The sequence below is a fragment of the Streptomyces sp. QH1-20 genome, assembly GCF_041283565.1.
GTDB classification, from domain to species: Bacteria; Actinomycetota; Actinomycetes; order Streptomycetales; family Streptomycetaceae; genus Streptomyces; species Streptomyces syringius.
In genome coordinates this window covers 7,721,112-7,736,998 of the sequence record NZ_CP166299.1, presented here as the reverse complement: position 1 = coordinate 7,736,998, position 15,887 = coordinate 7,721,112, and the positions used below count along the sequence as shown (strand labels likewise).

At 72.4% G+C, this 15,887-nt stretch carries 9 protein-coding genes; 6 read left to right on the top strand and 3 right to left on the bottom strand.

Annotated elements, in window-relative coordinates; all coding sequences use genetic code 11:
• Nucleotides 1–133 precede the first annotated feature (133 nt).
• Nucleotides 134–1,435 carry a globin domain-containing protein gene (locus tag AB8O64_RS33970; protein ID WP_370423508.1) on the top strand — a complete coding sequence of 434 codons (1,302 nt, stop codon included), beginning with the start codon at nucleotides 134–136 and terminating at the stop codon, nucleotides 1,433–1,435.
• 112 nt (nucleotides 1,436–1,547) lie between these two features.
• Here AB8O64_RS33970 and AB8O64_RS33965 read toward each other — a convergent pair whose 3' ends face one another.
• Both AB8O64_RS33965 and AB8O64_RS33960 read right to left on the bottom strand, forming a co-directional pair.
• The gene (locus AB8O64_RS33965) at nucleotides 1,548–3,770 is read right to left on the bottom strand and encodes an NADP-dependent isocitrate dehydrogenase (protein ID WP_370423507.1); all 2,223 of its coding nucleotides are present in this window, start codon (nucleotides 3,768–3,770) and stop codon (nucleotides 1,548–1,550) included.
• 162 nt (nucleotides 3,771–3,932) lie between these two features.
• The gene (locus tag AB8O64_RS33960; protein WP_370423506.1) at nucleotides 3,933–6,806 is read right to left on the bottom strand and encodes a hypothetical protein; all 2,874 of its coding nucleotides are present in this window, start codon (nucleotides 6,804–6,806) and stop codon (nucleotides 3,933–3,935) included.
• Between the two features lie 164 nt (nucleotides 6,807–6,970).
• On the opposite strand from AB8O64_RS33960, the gene AB8O64_RS33955 reads away from it, so the two are divergent.
• The 4 genes from AB8O64_RS33955 to AB8O64_RS33940 all read left to right on the top strand — a co-directional run bounded on the left by AB8O64_RS33955 (nucleotide 6,971) and on the right by AB8O64_RS33940 (nucleotide 11,922).
• Nucleotides 6,971–7,906 (top strand): SMP-30/gluconolactonase/LRE family protein, encoded by a 936-nt coding sequence (locus tag AB8O64_RS33955; protein ID WP_370423505.1) that lies wholly within the window; start codon nucleotides 6,971–6,973, stop codon nucleotides 7,904–7,906.
• 70 nt (nucleotides 7,907–7,976) lie between these two features.
• A complete protein-coding gene (locus AB8O64_RS33950) occupies nucleotides 7,977–8,450 on the top strand; it encodes a hypothetical protein (protein ID WP_370423504.1) in 474 nt (157 codons plus the stop codon).
• A 4-nt stretch (nucleotides 8,451–8,454) separates the two neighbouring features.
• Entirely contained in the window at nucleotides 8,455–11,430 is a 2,976-nt protein-coding gene (locus AB8O64_RS33945) for a BTAD domain-containing putative transcriptional regulator (RefSeq protein ID WP_370423503.1), read from the top strand.
• 84 nt (nucleotides 11,431–11,514) lie between these two features.
• Nucleotides 11,515–11,922 (top strand): hypothetical protein, encoded by a 408-nt coding sequence (locus AB8O64_RS33940; RefSeq protein ID WP_370423502.1) that lies wholly within the window; start codon nucleotides 11,515–11,517, stop codon nucleotides 11,920–11,922.
• Here the strand turns inward: AB8O64_RS33940 and AB8O64_RS33935 are convergent.
• Entirely contained in the window at nucleotides 11,912–12,670 is a 759-nt protein-coding gene (locus tag AB8O64_RS33935) for a class I SAM-dependent methyltransferase (RefSeq protein ID WP_370423501.1), read from the bottom strand. The two genes, AB8O64_RS33940 and AB8O64_RS33935, sit on opposite strands and share 11 nt — an antisense overlap.
• Before the next feature lie 111 nt (nucleotides 12,671–12,781).
• Here AB8O64_RS33935 and AB8O64_RS33930 point away from each other — a divergent pair, with 111 nt between their 5' ends.
• A complete protein-coding gene (locus AB8O64_RS33930; RefSeq protein WP_370423500.1) occupies nucleotides 12,782–15,829 on the top strand; it encodes a BTAD domain-containing putative transcriptional regulator in 3,048 nt (1,015 codons plus the stop codon).
• The last annotated feature ends 58 nt before the right edge of the window (nucleotides 15,830–15,887 follow it).

Below are 15,887 nucleotides of genomic sequence, written 5' to 3'. Positions count from 1 at the left end.
GGTGAACAGGGCCGAACGGCCCTGTGGAATAGGGCCGTCCGGTCCCTCGGGGGCGTTGCCATACTGACGCGACCCGCCCGCCGACCGGGCCGGATCGTCGTACGGGCCCGCTCACCGGGTCCGTCAGTGCGGGGTGCCTGCCCGCGTGAGGAGCTGCCGACCCGTGACCACCGTCAACGCCGACTACCACGCCTTGCTCGCCCGGCATGACGCGATGCGACTGCGCCGACAGCTCCTGGCACCAGGGCAACGCCCGGACGGCGCCCCTCCCGCGCGCGAAGTGGCGCGAACCTATGACGGGGCGGCCGATCAGCGGGTGATCACAGACCATCTCGACCTGGTGACGCCCTTCGACGGCTTGATCTCCCATCTGTATGACGCGATGTTCGCGCAGCGGCCGTTTCTGCGGTCGTTGTTCCCCGCGTCCATGGAGTTCCAGCGCCGGCACCTGGCGGACATCCTGCGATATCTGATCGACCGTCTGCACCGCCCGGAGGAGATCGTGGCGGTCTTCACCCGGCTCGGGCGCGATCACCGCAAACTCGGGGTGCGGCCCGCGCACTTCGCGACGTTCGAGGCGGCGCTGCGTGAGGCTTTGCACCGCTCGGCGGGGCAGCGGTGGAGCGAGGCGATGGAGGGGGCGTGGCTGCGCATGCTGCGTTTCGCGGTGACGGCCATGGTCGAGGGCGCGGAGGCCGCCCTGGCCGAACCACCCGCGTGGCAGGCGACGGTGACGGCGCATCACGTGCGGCGACCGGGCCTTGCCGTGCTGCGGGTGCGTCCGCACGAGCCCTACCCCTACCGGGCCGGGCAGTACGCCTCGGTGGCATCGCCGCTGCTGCCGCAGGCCTGGCGGCAGTACTCCCTCGCCCGTGCCCCGCGGCCGGACGGCGAGCTGGAGTTCCATGTCCGGCAGACCGGGACGGGCGGAGTGAGCGAGGCCCTGGTGGCGCACACCCGGGCCGGGGACACCCTGCGGCTGGGCCCGGCGGGCGGCACGATGACGCTCGACGACCCTCTGACGCGCGATGTGCTGCTGGTGGCGGGCGATACCGGCTGGGCCACCGCCAAGGCGCTGCTGGAGGAGCTGGCCGCGCGCCGGACCGCCCACCGTACGGCGCACCTGTTCCTCGACGCCCGTTCCGGGCTGTACGACCTCGAGTCGCCGACGGACCTGGAGCGCCGCCATCCGTGGTTGCGCGTGGTCCCGGTGCTCGGCGAGGGCCCGGCGACGGACCCGTACCGCCGGCTGGCGGAGGTCGTGGGGCGGCACGGCGACTGGTCCGAGCACGTCGCGTTCGTCAGCGGCCCGCCCGCGCTGGTGGGCGCCACCGTGGACCGGCTCGCCGGTGCGCGGCTGCCGGCCGCCCGCATCCGGCACGACCCGCTGCCCGCCACCACGCCGCCGGCCGGCCACCCCAGGGCCATCGGCTGACCGGCGGCGGTGCGGGAGCGGCGCTCCCGTGAAAACGATGCCGCCCCGGCCGGAGAAGTCCGGCCGGGGCGGCATCGGCGTACGGGCGGTGGTCCCGCCGGTGCCGGGAAGGTCAGCCCAGGGTCGCGATGGCCTGGTTGAACGTCGCCGACGGACGCATCACGGCAGCGGCCTTGGCCGGGTCGGGCTGGTAGTAGCCGCCGATGTCGGCCGGCGAACCCTGCACCGCGATCAGCTCGTCGACGATGGTCTGCTCCTGCTCGGCCAGCGTCTTGGCGAGAGCGGTGAACGCCTCGGCGAGCTGCTTGTCCTCGGTCTGGCCCGCCAGCTCCTGTGCCCAGAAGAGCGACAGGTAGAAGTGGCTGCCACGGTTGTCGATGCCACCGAGACGACGGCTGGGCGACTTGTCCTCGTTGAGGAACGTGGCGGTCGCGCGGTCGAGGGTGTCCGCGAGCACCTGGGCGCGCGCGTTGCCCGTGGTCTGCGCGAGGTGCTCGAAGCTGACCGCGAGGGCGAGGAACTCACCCAGGCTGTCCCAGCGCAGGTAGTTCTCCTTGACGAGCTGCTGGACGTGCTTCGGCGCGGAACCGCCGGCACCCGTCTCGAACAGACCGCCGCCGTTCATGAGCGGGACGACCGAGAGCATCTTGGCGCTCGTACCGAGCTCCAGGATCGGGAAGAGGTCGGTCAGGTAGTCACGCAGCACGTTGCCGGTGACCGAGATCGTGTCCTCGCCGCGGCGGATGCGCTCCAGGGAGAACGCGGTCGCCTCGACCGGCGACATGATCTCGATCTGCAGGCCGTCGGTGTCGTGCTCGGCCAGGTACGTCTTGACCTTCGCGATGAGCGTCGCGTCGTGGGCGCGGCTCTCGTCGAGCCAGAACACGGCCGGGACGCCGGTCGCGCGGGCGCGGGTGACGGCGAGCTTGACCCAGTCCTGGATCGGCGCGTCCTTGGTCTGGCACATGCGGAAGATGTCGCCGGCGCCCACGACCTGCTCGAGGACGACGTTGCCGGCGGCGTCGACGACGCGCACGGTGCCGGTGGCGGGGATCTCGAAGGTCTTGTCGTGGCTGCCGTACTCCTCGGCCTTCTGCGCCATCAGACCGACGTTGGGCACCGAGCCCATCGTCGACGGGTCGAAGGCGCCGTTGGCGCGGCAGTCGTCGATGACGACCTGGTACACGCCGGCGTAGCTGCTGTCCGGGAGGACCGCGAGGGTGTCGGCCTCCTGGCCGTCCGGGCCCCACATGTGGCCGGAGGTGCGGATCATGGCCGGCATGGAGGCGTCGACGATGACGTCGCTCGGCACATGCAGGTTGGTGATGCCCTTGTCGGAGTCGACCATCGCCAGGGCGGGGCCCTCGGCGAGCTCGGCGTCGAAGGACGCCTTGATCTCCTCGCCCAGGTGGGGCATCGTCTCCAGGCCCTTGAAGATGCCGCCGAGGCCGTCGTTGGGCGACAGGCCGGCCGCGATGAGGACCTGACCGTACTTCGCGAAGGTCTTCGGGAAGAAGGCGCGCACGACGTGGCCGAAGACGATCGGGTCGGAGACCTTCATCATCGTGGCCTTCAGGTGCACGGAGAAGAGCACACCCTCGGCCTTGGCGCGGGCGATCTGCTCGCCGAGGAACTCGCGCAGCGCCGCGACGCGCATGACGGAGGCGTCCACGACCTCGCCCGCGATCACCGGTACCGACTCGCGCAGGACGGTGGTGGAGCCGTCGTCACCCGCGAGCTCGATGCGCAGCGTGCCGTCCTCGGCGATGACCGCGGACTTCTCGGTGGAACGGAAGTCGTCGACGCCCATGGTGGCGACGTTCGTCTTGGAGTCGGCCGTCCAGGCGCCCATGCGGTGCGGGTGCGTCTTGGCGTAGTTCTTGACCGAGGCGGGTGCCCGGCGGTCGGAGTTGCCCTCGCGCAGCACGGGGTTGACGGCGCTGCCCTTGACCTTGTCGTAACGCGCGCGGACGTCCTTGTCCTCGTCGGTCTTCGGGTCGTCCGGGTAGTCCGGCAGCGCGTAGCCCTGCTGCTGGAGCTCGGCGATGGCCGCCTTCAGCTGCGGGATGGAAGCCGAGATGTTCGGCAGCTTGATGATGTTCGCGCCGGGAGTCTTGGCCAGCTCGCCGAGCTCGGCGAGAGCGTCGTCGATGCGCTGGCCCTCCTGGAGACGCTCCGGGAAGCTGGCGATGATACGGCCGGCCAGGGAGATGTCACGGCTCTCCACCGTGACCCCGGCCGTCGAGGCGTACGCCTCGACCACAGGCAGGAACGAATACGTCGCCAGGGCCGGGGCCTCGTCGGTGTGCGTATAGATGATGGTCGAGTCAGTCACCGGTGCTCCGCTCCACGTCTCAACATTGCTTGACATCAAGATATCTCGTGATCGCCGCGCACTCGACACGACCCTGCCCTCATCGGCGGCGGAATCAAGTCACGCCGCACGGACCCGGCACCCCGCAGTCGATCGATCACGCAGCGTGGTGGAGCCGGGGGCTCACCTGTCCCCCGAATCCCTCCGGGTGCCGCGCGGGTCCGGCCACCCGGTGGTGATGTCTCCGTGCACGTGTCCGGCCTGGATGACGCCCCCCGCGTGCGCCTGCCCGGAGATCTCGTTACGGATCGTGGCGTGCGGGCTCTGTGGCGTGGCGATGTCCACGGGCGGCCGCCAGCGGGCACCGGCGAAGCGTCGCAGCGCCGCCGCGAGGTCCGGCGGGACGACCTCCCTCGTGGACAGCGGCAGGACCATGAACCATCCGTCGCTGCTGCGGAAGGATCTGGCGGGCTGCGGCGCACGGGGGTGCGGGCGCACATGGAGGGCGTAGAGCTTGGTGTCCCGCTTGCGGCGGATGAACTTGCGGACGGCGACATCCCGCACATCGGCCCACGCCAGCCGGGCACGGCCGCGGCCCACCCGGAACTCGATGTACGCCGTGGTCATGTACAACTCCTGCCGTTGCGGCGGCAGGAGCCAGACGACGACCATGATCAGGGTTCCGAAGAAACACCAGAAGAGCAGTCCCACCAGGGCCGGCAGCCAGGCGCCGTTCACGGCCGAGCGGATGACCGTCATGACGGCGAAGAACATGACCACCGGCCAGTGGCCGAGGGAGATCCGGCGCGCCCGGCCCTCGGCCCGGAACATGTGCTCGTCCGTATGGACACTCCAGTGCTTGAGGGAGGACAGCGGGGCCCGTTCGGCTTCGGCGAGCGCGTCACGGAACGTGGGCGGCGGCGCGGCACCCCCGAACGCCGGCGAGGGCGGGGTGGCCGGCGCGGGGTGGGTGCGGGGCGGGGGTGGCTGCCACGGGGTGTGCTGCTGCCGCGGGACGTGGGGGCCGGAGCCCCCGGTCTTCGCGGCCAGGTGTTCCTGGAGCCGCAGATGACGGAACCGGTAGACGCCGCCGCCGCGCTGCAGCAGACCGCCGTGGTGCGCGTCGCGCAGGAACTCCATCAGCGACCAGGGCACCCGCCCCGCGATCGCCAGGCAGCTCTTGGCCAGCAGCCAGCGGCTCCACAGGCTCATCAACAGCAGCATCACCGAGGCCCCGAACCAGCCGGCGACGGCCCGGGCCATCCCCGCCTCGAACGATCCCTCGCTCTGGCGGTACCAGCCGTGTGCCCCCTGTCCGATGCCGATCAGCACGGCGACCGTGCACACCGAGAGCCACGCGGCGGTGCGCTCGCTGGCCAGCACCTCGTCGGGCGTGCTCGCGTCCTCGGTGTCGGACGGGGCGGCGAGCGTCGCCATGAGCAGGGGGGCCAGCACGGTACTGCAGACGATCATCACCACATACGGGCGGGGGTCGTGAGCCCCCGACACCACGAACGTGAACAGCGTGGCCGGGACGACGATCACCGCCGATGCCTTCAGCGCCCGCCCCAGGGAAGCGGCCCGGCCTGCCGAGCGCAGGGCCGCACCGATCCGGAAGGGATTGGCGCGCCGGCGTGGTTGCCCTCGTTTGAATCCGAACCACACGTCCACGGCGATCCACAGCGCCATGCCGTGGAGCAGGCCGCCCGACAGGGCGAGCTCCAGGCCCCACGCGTGCAGCCACTCTCCCCCGAACCTGGACCGGTCGGCCTGCCCTGCGGCGAACCAGCCGACGCCGGCGGACGCGACCTTGGACAGCAGCAGACACACCAGCAGGAGGACCGGCAGCATCGACGCCCGCACCAGGGCGGATCGGTGCAGGTCCCACCAGGCCAGTTCGGTGGTGCGGCGCGCGGTGAGACGGCCTGCGAGGTAGGCGAGCCAGTGCCCGGCGCGCCGCGCGTCCCACTGGGCCGGGGCGTGCAGCCGGTCCGGGGCATGCGGCTGCCGGGGGAAGGCCGCGGGAATGATCAGATCGAGCAGATGACTCTCGGCGGCTTCCCGCGACGGGAACGGCAGACGCAGCAGGTCCAGCGGGTCGGCGGGCGGTGCCGCGAAGCCCCGGCGGGCCAGCCAGATCATCAGCGGACTCGTCAGTGTCTGCGCGATCGGCCCGTCCGGCTCCTGGTCCACCGCGTCGAGCAGCAGTTTCCAGTTCCGGCGGACCTGGGGTGCGGCGGACCGCAGCAGATAGGCGGTGGCTTCCGGCAGGCCGACGGGCTGGGCCTCCATCTCCGCGGCGCGTGCGATGGCATCCCCCGCCTCCTCCCCCGTGCGGTACTCCCGGGTGCGGGACGTGAGGACGACCGCGTCCTGCTCACCGAGGGCCCGGTCGATCTCGCGCACCACCAGGGACCGCCGGTGTTCGGGCAGTTCGTCGAGCCCGTCGAGCACGGGAAGGACCCGCCGGTCCTGGACCAGCCGGGCCGCGGGGTGCCGGCCGTCGACCGGCGGCAGACCGGGGTGCTCCTCGGCGATGCGTCTCGCCAGCCAGGCGTGGAAGTGTTCGCGGTGCGGATCCCATGACTCCAGCGTGAGGACGACGGGGACCGGGACGGGACGGGTGTCGCCGTCCTCGCCGTCATGACGCGCGCGCTGTGCCGAAAGACAGCGGTCCGTCAGTTCCAGGGTCAGCAGCACGGCCAGCGTCGACTTGCCCGCGCCCGGGCCGCCCAGGACCACCAGGCGGCGTTGGCGCAGCCGGAGGAAGTCGTCCACGACCGTCGCGATCCGGTCGCCGGTCGCGGCAGCGTGCCGGGCCGTCGGCCAGCGCGCCGTCCAGCGCACCGCCAGGGGCTCCGCCGACGCCAGGTCCCAGGCGTTCAGCTCCGCCGCCCACTGCACCCGGATGCTCCGGGCCAAGGCCGACGCGGCACGCTCCACCGGATCGGCGGCGGGCGGCAGATGCACGGTGACGTCTCCGTGCACGTGCCCGATCTGCAGCACGTACTCCGCCGTGCCCCGCATGACGTTGTGAATGCCCAACTCGTCGGCCATAGCGGCATTGTGGGCCACGACAGCCCTGCCATCGCCGGTCTTTCCCGAGGCCGTTGACCCCAGCAGTAACTTTTGCACCACCAGTCACACGCGCAACTGTGATTACCCCTAGACACCAGGGCACTTGAGGGTGGGAACAGCGGCGGGACAGTACAACGGTGGGCATGCGTATGCGATCAGTGGCATGGGTGGGAAGTCTGTTGGCCGCGTCGGTGCTGGGCGGCGCGGGTCCGTCGGCGGCGGCACCCCGCCCTTCGCCGGCGGCGGCCCTGGATCCCTGCCAGGAGCGGGCCGGGATGACGGTGTTCCGGGAAGGCGGCGTTCCGCTGCTGGACTGGCGGGAGAACCTGGAGTTCGACGGACGCGGCACGCTCTGGGTCGCGCACCTGACCAAGAACCGCGTCGAGGGGTACGCCCCGGACGGGACGCTGAAGGCGAGCCTCCCCGTGCCCGGCCCCGGAGGCATCCGGCGTGGGCCGGACGGGATGATGTACGTCAACTTCGGTGTGAACCCGCTGGCGCGGGACGGCGGCATCATGCGGTTCGACCCGGCCGCCGACCGTCCGCGGGCCGAGAGGTTCGTCGACGGGATATCCGGTGTCAACGGCCTCGCCGTCGACGCCGACGGCAACTTCTACCTCAGCCGCGAGCTGGCCACCGGCATCATCAGGATCCGGCCGGACGGCACCGAGGACGCGGAGTGGACGAGAAAGGCGGATGTCTTCGGCACCAACGGCCTGGAGGTCGTCGGCGATCAGTTGTACGCGAGCGTCATCACCCACACGGCGTCCCCGGTCGTCCGGATCCCCCTGAAGGACCCGGCGCGGCACACCACGGTCACCGAGCTCAGCCCGAACCCCCTGAAGACCAAGCTCCTCGACGACCTCACCTTCTTCGACGGTGATCTGGTGGTCGCGAGCTTCCGCGACGGCGAACTGATCCGGGTGGACCCGGCGACCGGCCGGTCCTGTGTCCTGGTGAAGGGCCTGCGGACGCCCACCAGCGTCCGGGGCGTCCGCGCCTTCGGCGACCACGACCCGCGGCGCGAGATGTTCGTCGTCGAAGCCTCGGGCCGCATCCTCAAGGTGACGGTCGGCTGATCGAGTCGGTGATCGACGCGTTTATCGATCATTTACGGTTCATGCACCAGTGAGGTGGACATTGTCCGTCATGACGAAGAGACGTTCGATCACTCACCGGTTGTCCGCCACCGCCGCCACCGCGCTGCTCGCCGCCACGGCCCTGCTGACGACCGGCGGTACCGCTCACGCCGAGCGCGATGACAGTGCCGCCACCCTCTGGAACAACGAGACACTCACCCCCGGCGACCACATCACCAACGGCCGGGCCCGGCTCGTCATGCAGCACGACGGCAACCTCGTCGCCTACGAGGGCGACGCGGTGCGTTGGAGCACCGGCACGGTCGGCTGTGGCAGCAGGGCGGTGATGCAGACGGACGGAAACCTGGTGGTGTACGCGCCGAACGGCCGCCCGTGCTGGGAGAGTCACACCGCCAGGAACCAGCTCACCGTGCCGACCTGGGACGTCATGAAGCTCAAGCTGGAAGGCGACGCCTCCTTGCAGATCATCACGATGCCCTACAGCGAGGCGCCCTACTTCGCTCAGGTCTGGGCGTCGAAGTAACGACATGACGAAGCTCCGGTTCGCTCTCCTCGGCCCTGTGCGGGCCTGGTACGACGACGTCGAGGCCGATTTGGGCAGACCCCAGCAGCGCGAGCTGCTGGCGGCCCTGCTGGCCGCCGCCGGACGGACGGTGGCGGTGCCCCTGCTGGTCGACGGTCTGTGGGACGAAGGCGAGCGGCCGGACCGCCCGGAGCACGCCGTCCGTACCCACGTCTACCGGCTGCGCGGTGTCCTGGCCGAGCACACCGCCGAGCCCCTTCTCGTCACCGTCGGCAACGGCTACGCCCTGCGGGTCCCCGCCCAGGCCGTCGACATATGGGAGTTCGAGCGGGCGGAGGCCCGGTCCGAGCGCGTCCGGGCCTCCGGCGGCACGGCGGCCGAGGCCCGCGCGGTCCTGGACCGGGCACTGGAGCTGTGGTCGGCCGAGCCGCTGGCCGGGCTCCGCGGCCCGCAGGCCCGGACGGTGCGCGCCCGGCTCGCCGGCGTACGGCAGTCGCTGCTCGAGCGCCGGCTGGAGCTCGACGCGGAGATCGGCGACCGCCCGAACCTGGCCGCCGAGACGGGTGCGCTGGCCGTCGAGTTCCCCACCAGCCAGCGGCTGCGCGCCGTACAGATGCTCGCGCTGTACCGCTCGGGCCGCCAGGCCGAGGCGCTCGGCGTCTACGAGGACACCCGGCGGGACCTGGACGCCGAAGCGGGCCGGCGCGCGCCCGCCGAACGTCTGCCGAGCGCGGCCCTGCGGGAGCTGCACCAGAGGATCCTGCGCTCCGATCCCACGCTCCACCTCCCCGAGCGGGCGCCCCGCTCCCCCGTGGCGACGGGGCCTCGGCGTCCGGCCCCGCTCCCCTGCGTGGTCGATGACTTCACCGGGCGCCGGGAGGAGGTCGAGACGCTCACCGGCATGCTCACGCTCCCGGACCCATCAGCTGTGGTCGTCTCCTCGGTCAACGGCATGGCCGGCGTCGGCAAGACCACGCTCGCGGTCCACACGGTCCGCGGGCTGCCACCGGACCGGTTCCCCGACGGCCATCTGTACGCGGACCTGCGCGGCGCCGACCGCGAGCCCCTTGATCCGCAGGCCGTCGTCGTCGCGTTCCTGAGGGAGCTGGGCACGGCGGAAAAGGACATTCCGGAGGACGGCGCCGAGCGGATCGCGCTGTACCGCTCCTCGCTGGCGGAACGTCGACTGCTCCTGCTGCTGGACAACGCCGCGTCGGACGGACAGGTGCGACCGCTGATCCCCGGGTCCGCCGACTGCTCGGTGCTGATCACCAGCCGCGCCCGGCTGACCGGGCTGGCCGGTGCGCGCCACCTGCGGCTCGATGTACTGACCTCCGCCGAGGCCGTCGAGCTGCTGCGTCGGGTCATCGGCGCCCGTCGGGTGGACGCCGAGCCGGAGGCGGCCGCCACGCTGGCCGCCGCGTGCGGTTTCCTCCCGCTGGCCCTGCGGATCATCGCCTCGCGCCTCGCCGCGGAACCGGGGTGGACCCTGGCCGGGATGGCCCGCCGGCTGGCCGACGAACGCCGGAGACTGGACGAGCTGCGCACCGAGGACGTGGCGATGGAGGCCACGTTCGCCCTGTCGTACTCCAAGCTCACCTCGGAACAGGCCCGCGCCTTCCGGCTGCTGTCCGCCCTGGACGTGCCGGACCTCGGCCTGCCGTGCGCGGCCGCGCTGCTGGGGACGGCCCCTGGGGCTCCGGAGGATACGGAGGACCGCGTCGGCAGTGCCGAGGAGCTGCTGGAGTCGCTCGTGGACCTCAATCTGCTGGAGTCCCGCGCGCTCGGCCGCTACCACTTCCACGACCTCGTCCGTGCCTTCGCCCGGACCGCCGGCTCCCGGGAGGACGCGCCCGCGACGGTGACCGCGGCCTTCGCCGGGCTCTTGGACTTCACCCTGAGCACCGCGCGCAACGCCGACGCCGTCGCGCACTCGGTCGAACCCGCCGAGCGCACCCTCATCGGCGTTGCCGTGGACTCGCCCGGGCTCGCCTTCGCCACCGCCCAGGACGCCACCGACTGGATGCGCGCGGAGATCCCCGTGCAGCGTGCCCTGGTCGCCCGCGCCTGCGCCGACGACGGTCTGCCCCTGGCCCAGGCAGCCGACCTCGTCGACAGGCTCAACACCGTGCTCTCCGGCATTTCCCACCTCACCGCGGTCGGTGAACTCGCCGGGGACGTCGCCGATGTCGCCGCGCGGCGCGGCAACCAAGACGCCGAAGCCCTCGCCCGATACGTCCGGGGCAACGCCCTGTGGCACGCCAACTCCTACGGGCCGGCGGAGGGCGAGCTCACCCGCGCCCTCGCCCTGTGCACCGACGACACCCATCTACGGCTGCGCGCCTCGGCCCACCTCACTCTGTGCGCGGGCGCTCGCACCCACGGACGCTTCGACGACGCCATCGCGCACGGAGAGGCGTCGGTGCGCCTCTTCCACACCCTGGGCGCCGCCACGGCCGAAGGCACCGCACTGGGCGAGTTGGCCTTCAACTACGCCCGGCGGAACAGGCTCACCGAGGCGCGTGCGGCAGCCGAGCGGGGTGCCTCGTTGGTCTGCGGGCACAACGGCGAGGCGTCGGTGTCCAGCGCCATCTCCCTGTACTACCTGGCTCGCGTGCTGCGCCTGTGCGACGCCGCCGACGAGGCCCTCCGGCACGCCCGGGACGCGCTGTCCCTCTTCCGTACCCTGGGGGTGTCCGCCTTCGAGGCGGCCACCGGCAATCTCATCGCCGAGCTGCACGCCGAGGCCGGACACCACGCCCTCACCGCCGAGACCGCCGAGACCTTCCTCCCCCTGGCCCGCCGGACGAGCGGCATCCTCGAAGCCGGGCTGCTCCGATCGCTGGGGCACGCCCTGAGCCGTCTCGGCCAGGCCGCGAGGGCCCGGGCCTGTCTGCGGACCGCCCTCGAGCTCTTCGAGCAGCGCGAGGCACAGGCGGACGTCGAGCAGACCCGGGCCCTCCTGGAAAACCTCACCTGACCTGGCGTTTATCGCGTGTTGAAAAACCTGTCCGACGGTGATGCCGCACCAAGGAAACCGCTTCACCATCGAAAGGGATCACTCATGGCTTCGACACTCCTCCGCCGCGCGGCACTCGGCCTCGGCACCCTCGCCATGGCCGGCTCCGCGCTCACCCTGACCGCCGGTTCGGCCTCGGCCGCCTCCGGCGGCGGCTGCAACGGCGAGCCCTGGAAGCAGGCCTGCGTCAGCGCGGACGGCGGCAGCGTCAGATTCGACGTGCACGCCCGATTCGCCAACGCCGACGCCAACTGCCGGCTGGAACTGGTCCGAATCGACGCGACCGACGGCTGGGTCGACCGCGTCCTCAGCGGCCCGTGCAACCAGTGGGACCGTACCGCCTGGCTCCCCAACCCGACCCGGGGCCATGCGTACAAGAGCGAACTGCGCGTCTACTGGACCGGCGGCGAGCACCCCTACGACTACGTCCAGAGCCCCCTGCTCAACTGGTAGCCGCGTCCGCCCCGGCCGCCCGCTTCCCCACCCGGGGAAGCGGTGCGGCACGGGAGGCCCCGCTGACCGGCAGGGCCCGCACCCAGGTGCGGTCATCGGTCAGATAGGCGTCCACGGCGAGTCCCGCCTCGGCCAAGGCCAGTTCGAATGCCTCGGTGGTCAGGGGACGGGACAGGAACGTCTGGGTCCATCGCACGTCCGGGAAGAGGTATTCGACGTGGACGGACCGCACACCGGCGCGGACCGGCTCGGAGGACACCACCCGGACGATGCCCCCGGTGATCTCCCGCTCCCGTGGCAGGTTCTCGTGCCGGTCCTCGCTCTCGCGCTGGATCAGCACGCATCCGTCGTCCGCGACGTGCTGTCGGCAGGCCCTCAGCAGTCCCCGGCGGACCCGCGGATCGCCGGTGTGAATGAGGAACGACGCCAGGAGCACCACGTCGAAGCGCTCGTCGAGCTTCAGTTCCTCGATCGGAGCGCACACGGTCCGGGCGCCCTGTACCCGCTCCAGCATCCGGGGGGACTCGTCGACGGCGGTCACCGTGAAGCCCCGCTCGACCAGCGGACGCGTCATGCGGCCCACGCCGGAGCCCAGTTCGAGGATGCGGGCCCGGGCGGGGACCGCGCGGGCGATGACGTCGGGCTCGTCGCCCACCGGGAGCCGTTCGTAGAGCTCGACCGCACACCCGTCGGGCGTGATGGCTCCCGGCCCGGTCCCTCGATGACCCTCGCGCATCCGTTCGCTCATCCCACCATGGCAGCACAGTGAAAGCGGTCGTGGAAGGCCGCACCTCCCGCCCGGACAGACAAGCCTCATATGATCATCAGCAATCCATCGGGTAGGGGGAGACGTTCGCAAGTGCTCGCGCCGCACGAGGTGACTCGCATCCGGTTGCTCGGTCCCGTCCAGTTCGTCTCGGACCAGGGCACGGCCTCCCGCCCCGGGGCGCCGGGACCGCAGGCCGTCCTGGCGGCCCTGGCGCTGCGCGCCGGGTCGCTGGTCACCGTCGACGAGTTGATCGACGGGCTGTACCGCGACGATCCGCCGTCCTCCGCCCGGCGCGTGGTCGTGAACTACGTGCACCGGCTGCGGACGCACATCGACCGCGTGGACACGGACGGCGGCGCGCGCCCGTCCTCGCTCATCGGCACCACGGCCGACGGATACGTGCTGCGGCTCCCCGAGGAACACGTCGACGCGCTGCGGTTCGCCCGGCTCACCGCACGCGCCCGGCGCCGGGCCCGGGACGGCGACCCGTCGGCCGCCGTGGTCTGTCTGGACGAAGCGCTCGCGATGTGGCGGGGCCCCGCTCTGGCGGGGCTGCCCGGTCCCGGTGCCGAGGAGCAGCGCCGGGCGCTCACCGAGCAGCGCGCGTCCGCGGTGGAGCACCGCGTGGAGCTGCTGCTCGAGTGCGGGCACAGCGCGGAGCTCGTGCCGGACATCCTGCGCGCCCTGGAGGCCTATCCGTACCGGGAGCGGTTGCACGGCGCGCTGATGCTCGCGCTCTACCGTTCCGGCCGCGGCGCCGAGGCGCTGCTGGCCTACGACCACGCCCGCCGGGTGCTCGCGGACGAGCTGGGCATCGACGCGGGCCCCGCGCTCCGGGCACTGCACGCGGCCATCCTGGCGGAGGACCGGGCACTGCTCACGGCCCCTGCCGCGGACGATACGGGGGTACCGTCGCGGTCCGGCCCGGGCCGGCCGGCGGATCAGGGCCCGCCGCCGCCCGCTCAGCTGCCGCCGGCGCCCTGTGACTTCACCGGCCGTCACGACCAGATGTCCGCGCTGGTCTCCGCGCTCACCGGCGGCGGCGAGCACACCGTCGCGGTCATCACGGGCATGGGCGGGGTCGGCAAGACCGCGCTGGCCCTGCGCGCGGCGCACGCAGTCGCCGGGACCTACCCCGACGGCCAGCTGTACGCGAATCTGCGCGGGCCCGACGGGGCTCCGCGCGACCCGTCCGGGGTCCTGACGAGCTTCCTGACGGCACTGGGCGTTCCCCAGGAGCGCTTCCCGGCGTCGCTCGCCGACCGCACGGCGCTGTTCCGCACCCTGCTGTCGCGGCGCGCCGTGCTGGTCGTGCTGGACAACGCCACCGGCGTGGCGCAGGTCGAACCGTTGCTGCCGGGTGCGGCCCGGTGCGCTGTGCTGATCACGGCCCGGGCGCTGGCGGCGATGCCCGCCACCCTCACCGTGCCCCTGGTGGGTCTGGGCCCGGGCGATGCCGTGGAGCTGATCGGCAAGGTCGCCGGGGTGCGGCGGATCGAGGAGGAGCCGGGTGCCGTCGCGGCGCTGGCGGCGGCCTGCGGGCATCTGCCGCTGGCGCTGCGGGCGGCCGGGGCCCGGCTGGCGAGCCGGCCGGCGTGGACCGTCGCCACGCTGCTGGCACGCGTCTCGGACCAGGCCAGGCTGCTCGGAGAGCTTCGGGTGGGTGAGCTGACCGTCGAGGCGGTCTTCGAGCTGTCGGCCTCCCAGCTGACTCCCCGGCAGGCGCGGGCGTTCATGGCACTGTCCATCCCGCACTGCGCGGAGTTCGACGTCAAGGGGGCGGCGGCCGTGCTGGAGCTGCCCGAGCGGGACGCCGAGACGGTGCTGGAAGCGCTGGTCGACGCCGTGCTCCTGGAGACCCGCGCACCGGGTGACTACCACTTCCACGACCTGGTCGGCGCGTACGCACGGGCGAAGGCACAGGCGGAGCTGACCGAAGCGGAACGCCGCGAGGTGGTGCGCCGCGCGGCCGACTACCTGTGTGCCGGCGTCGTGGCCGCGGTGCGGGCCTCGCAGCCCCTGGCCGGGCCGCTGACCGCGGAGATCCACCCGAGGCGGTCGGCGGGCCCGGAGCTGGAGGACGGCCACCGGGCGATGGTGTGGATACGGGGCGCGATGCCCACGGTGGCCGCGGTCGTCGAGCAGGCGGCGGCCTGCGGTGACCCCGACGCGGTGGCACTGGCCGTGGACATCCTCACTCTCGTGCCCTGCTTCGAGGAGGTCGTGCCGCTCGGTCCGCTCGCGCAGGCCGCGACGGCTTTGGTCCCGGCCGCTCTCGCGCACTGCGGCGCGGACATCGCGGGCAGCGCGCACTACGCGGCGGGAGTGATCCTCAAGAAGCATTCCTCGCCCGCGTCGCTCCATCGCTCACGGGCCCATCTGCTGAAGGTCCTGGAGGCCTTCGAGGACGCTCCGGCGCCGGGTGACGGCCATCGGCCCTTCCTGCTGGTGCTGTTCACGCTGGCGATGCTGGCCGAACTGGAGCTTCAGTTCGGGAACTTCGCGGCGGCCCGCGACTGCGCGGAGCGTTCGGTGGCTCTGGCGGCGGTCAGCGGTGACCGGGAGCTGGTCGCGCGACGGCACACCGTCCTGCTCCGGATCGAGGTCGAGGACCCGGACCGGCGGATGGACCTGGACCTGATCGGGTCGCGGTGCCGGGAACTGACGGGTGTCTTCACCCGGAGCGAGGACGAGAAGTGGCTCATCAGGGTGCTGATGACGGAGGCGGACAGTCTGCTGCGGGGCGGCGGCCACGCGGCGGCGGCCCGGCAGTACCGCCGGGTGCTGGAGCGGGCCCGGGACAGTGGCCACGCCCGCAACGAGACGGAGTGTCTGTTCCGGCTCTCCGAAGCGCTGCTGGCGACCGGGGACTCCCAGGGCGCCGTCGGCACCGCGCGGGACGCCCTGACCGGCGCCCGGCTGGCCGGGGAGCCCCTGCTGATGGCGCGCAGCCACCAGGCTCTCGGCAGGGCCCTGCGGGCGGTGCGTGAGGAGGAGGCCGCCGAGGCGCACCTGGAGCGGGCCGAGGAGCTGTACCGGGGACTGAGCCGGCCCGTGGAGCCGACGGTGGGCGCCGTGACGAGGTCCCGTCCGGGTACGGTGCCGCGGCAGCCGGACGGGAACCGGTCGCCGCGGTAGCGGCGCGGAGAACGCGGTGCGGCCCGGGAAGGATCCCGGGCCGCACCGCCGCGTCGAG

Bases quoted from the DNA above. Each gene is read 5' to 3' on its own strand.
- AB8O64_RS33960 (WP_370423506.1), bottom strand. From the start codon at position 6,806: ATGGCCGACGAGTTGGGCATTCACAACGTCATGCGGGGCACGGCGGAG.
- AB8O64_RS33955 (WP_370423505.1), top strand. From the start codon at position 6,971: ATGCGTATGCGATCAGTGGCATGGGTGGGAAGTCTGTTGGCCGCGTCG.
- AB8O64_RS33950 (WP_370423504.1), top strand. From the start codon at position 7,977: ATGACGAAGAGACGTTCGATCACTCACCGGTTGTCCGCCACCGCCGCC.
- AB8O64_RS33945 (WP_370423503.1), top strand. From the start codon at position 8,455: ATGACGAAGCTCCGGTTCGCTCTCCTCGGCCCTGTGCGGGCCTGGTAC.
- AB8O64_RS33940 (WP_370423502.1), top strand. From the start codon at position 11,515: ATGGCTTCGACACTCCTCCGCCGCGCGGCACTCGGCCTCGGCACCCTC.
- AB8O64_RS33935 (WP_370423501.1), bottom strand. From the start codon at position 12,670: ATGAGCGAACGGATGCGCGAGGGTCATCGAGGGACCGGGCCGGGAGCC.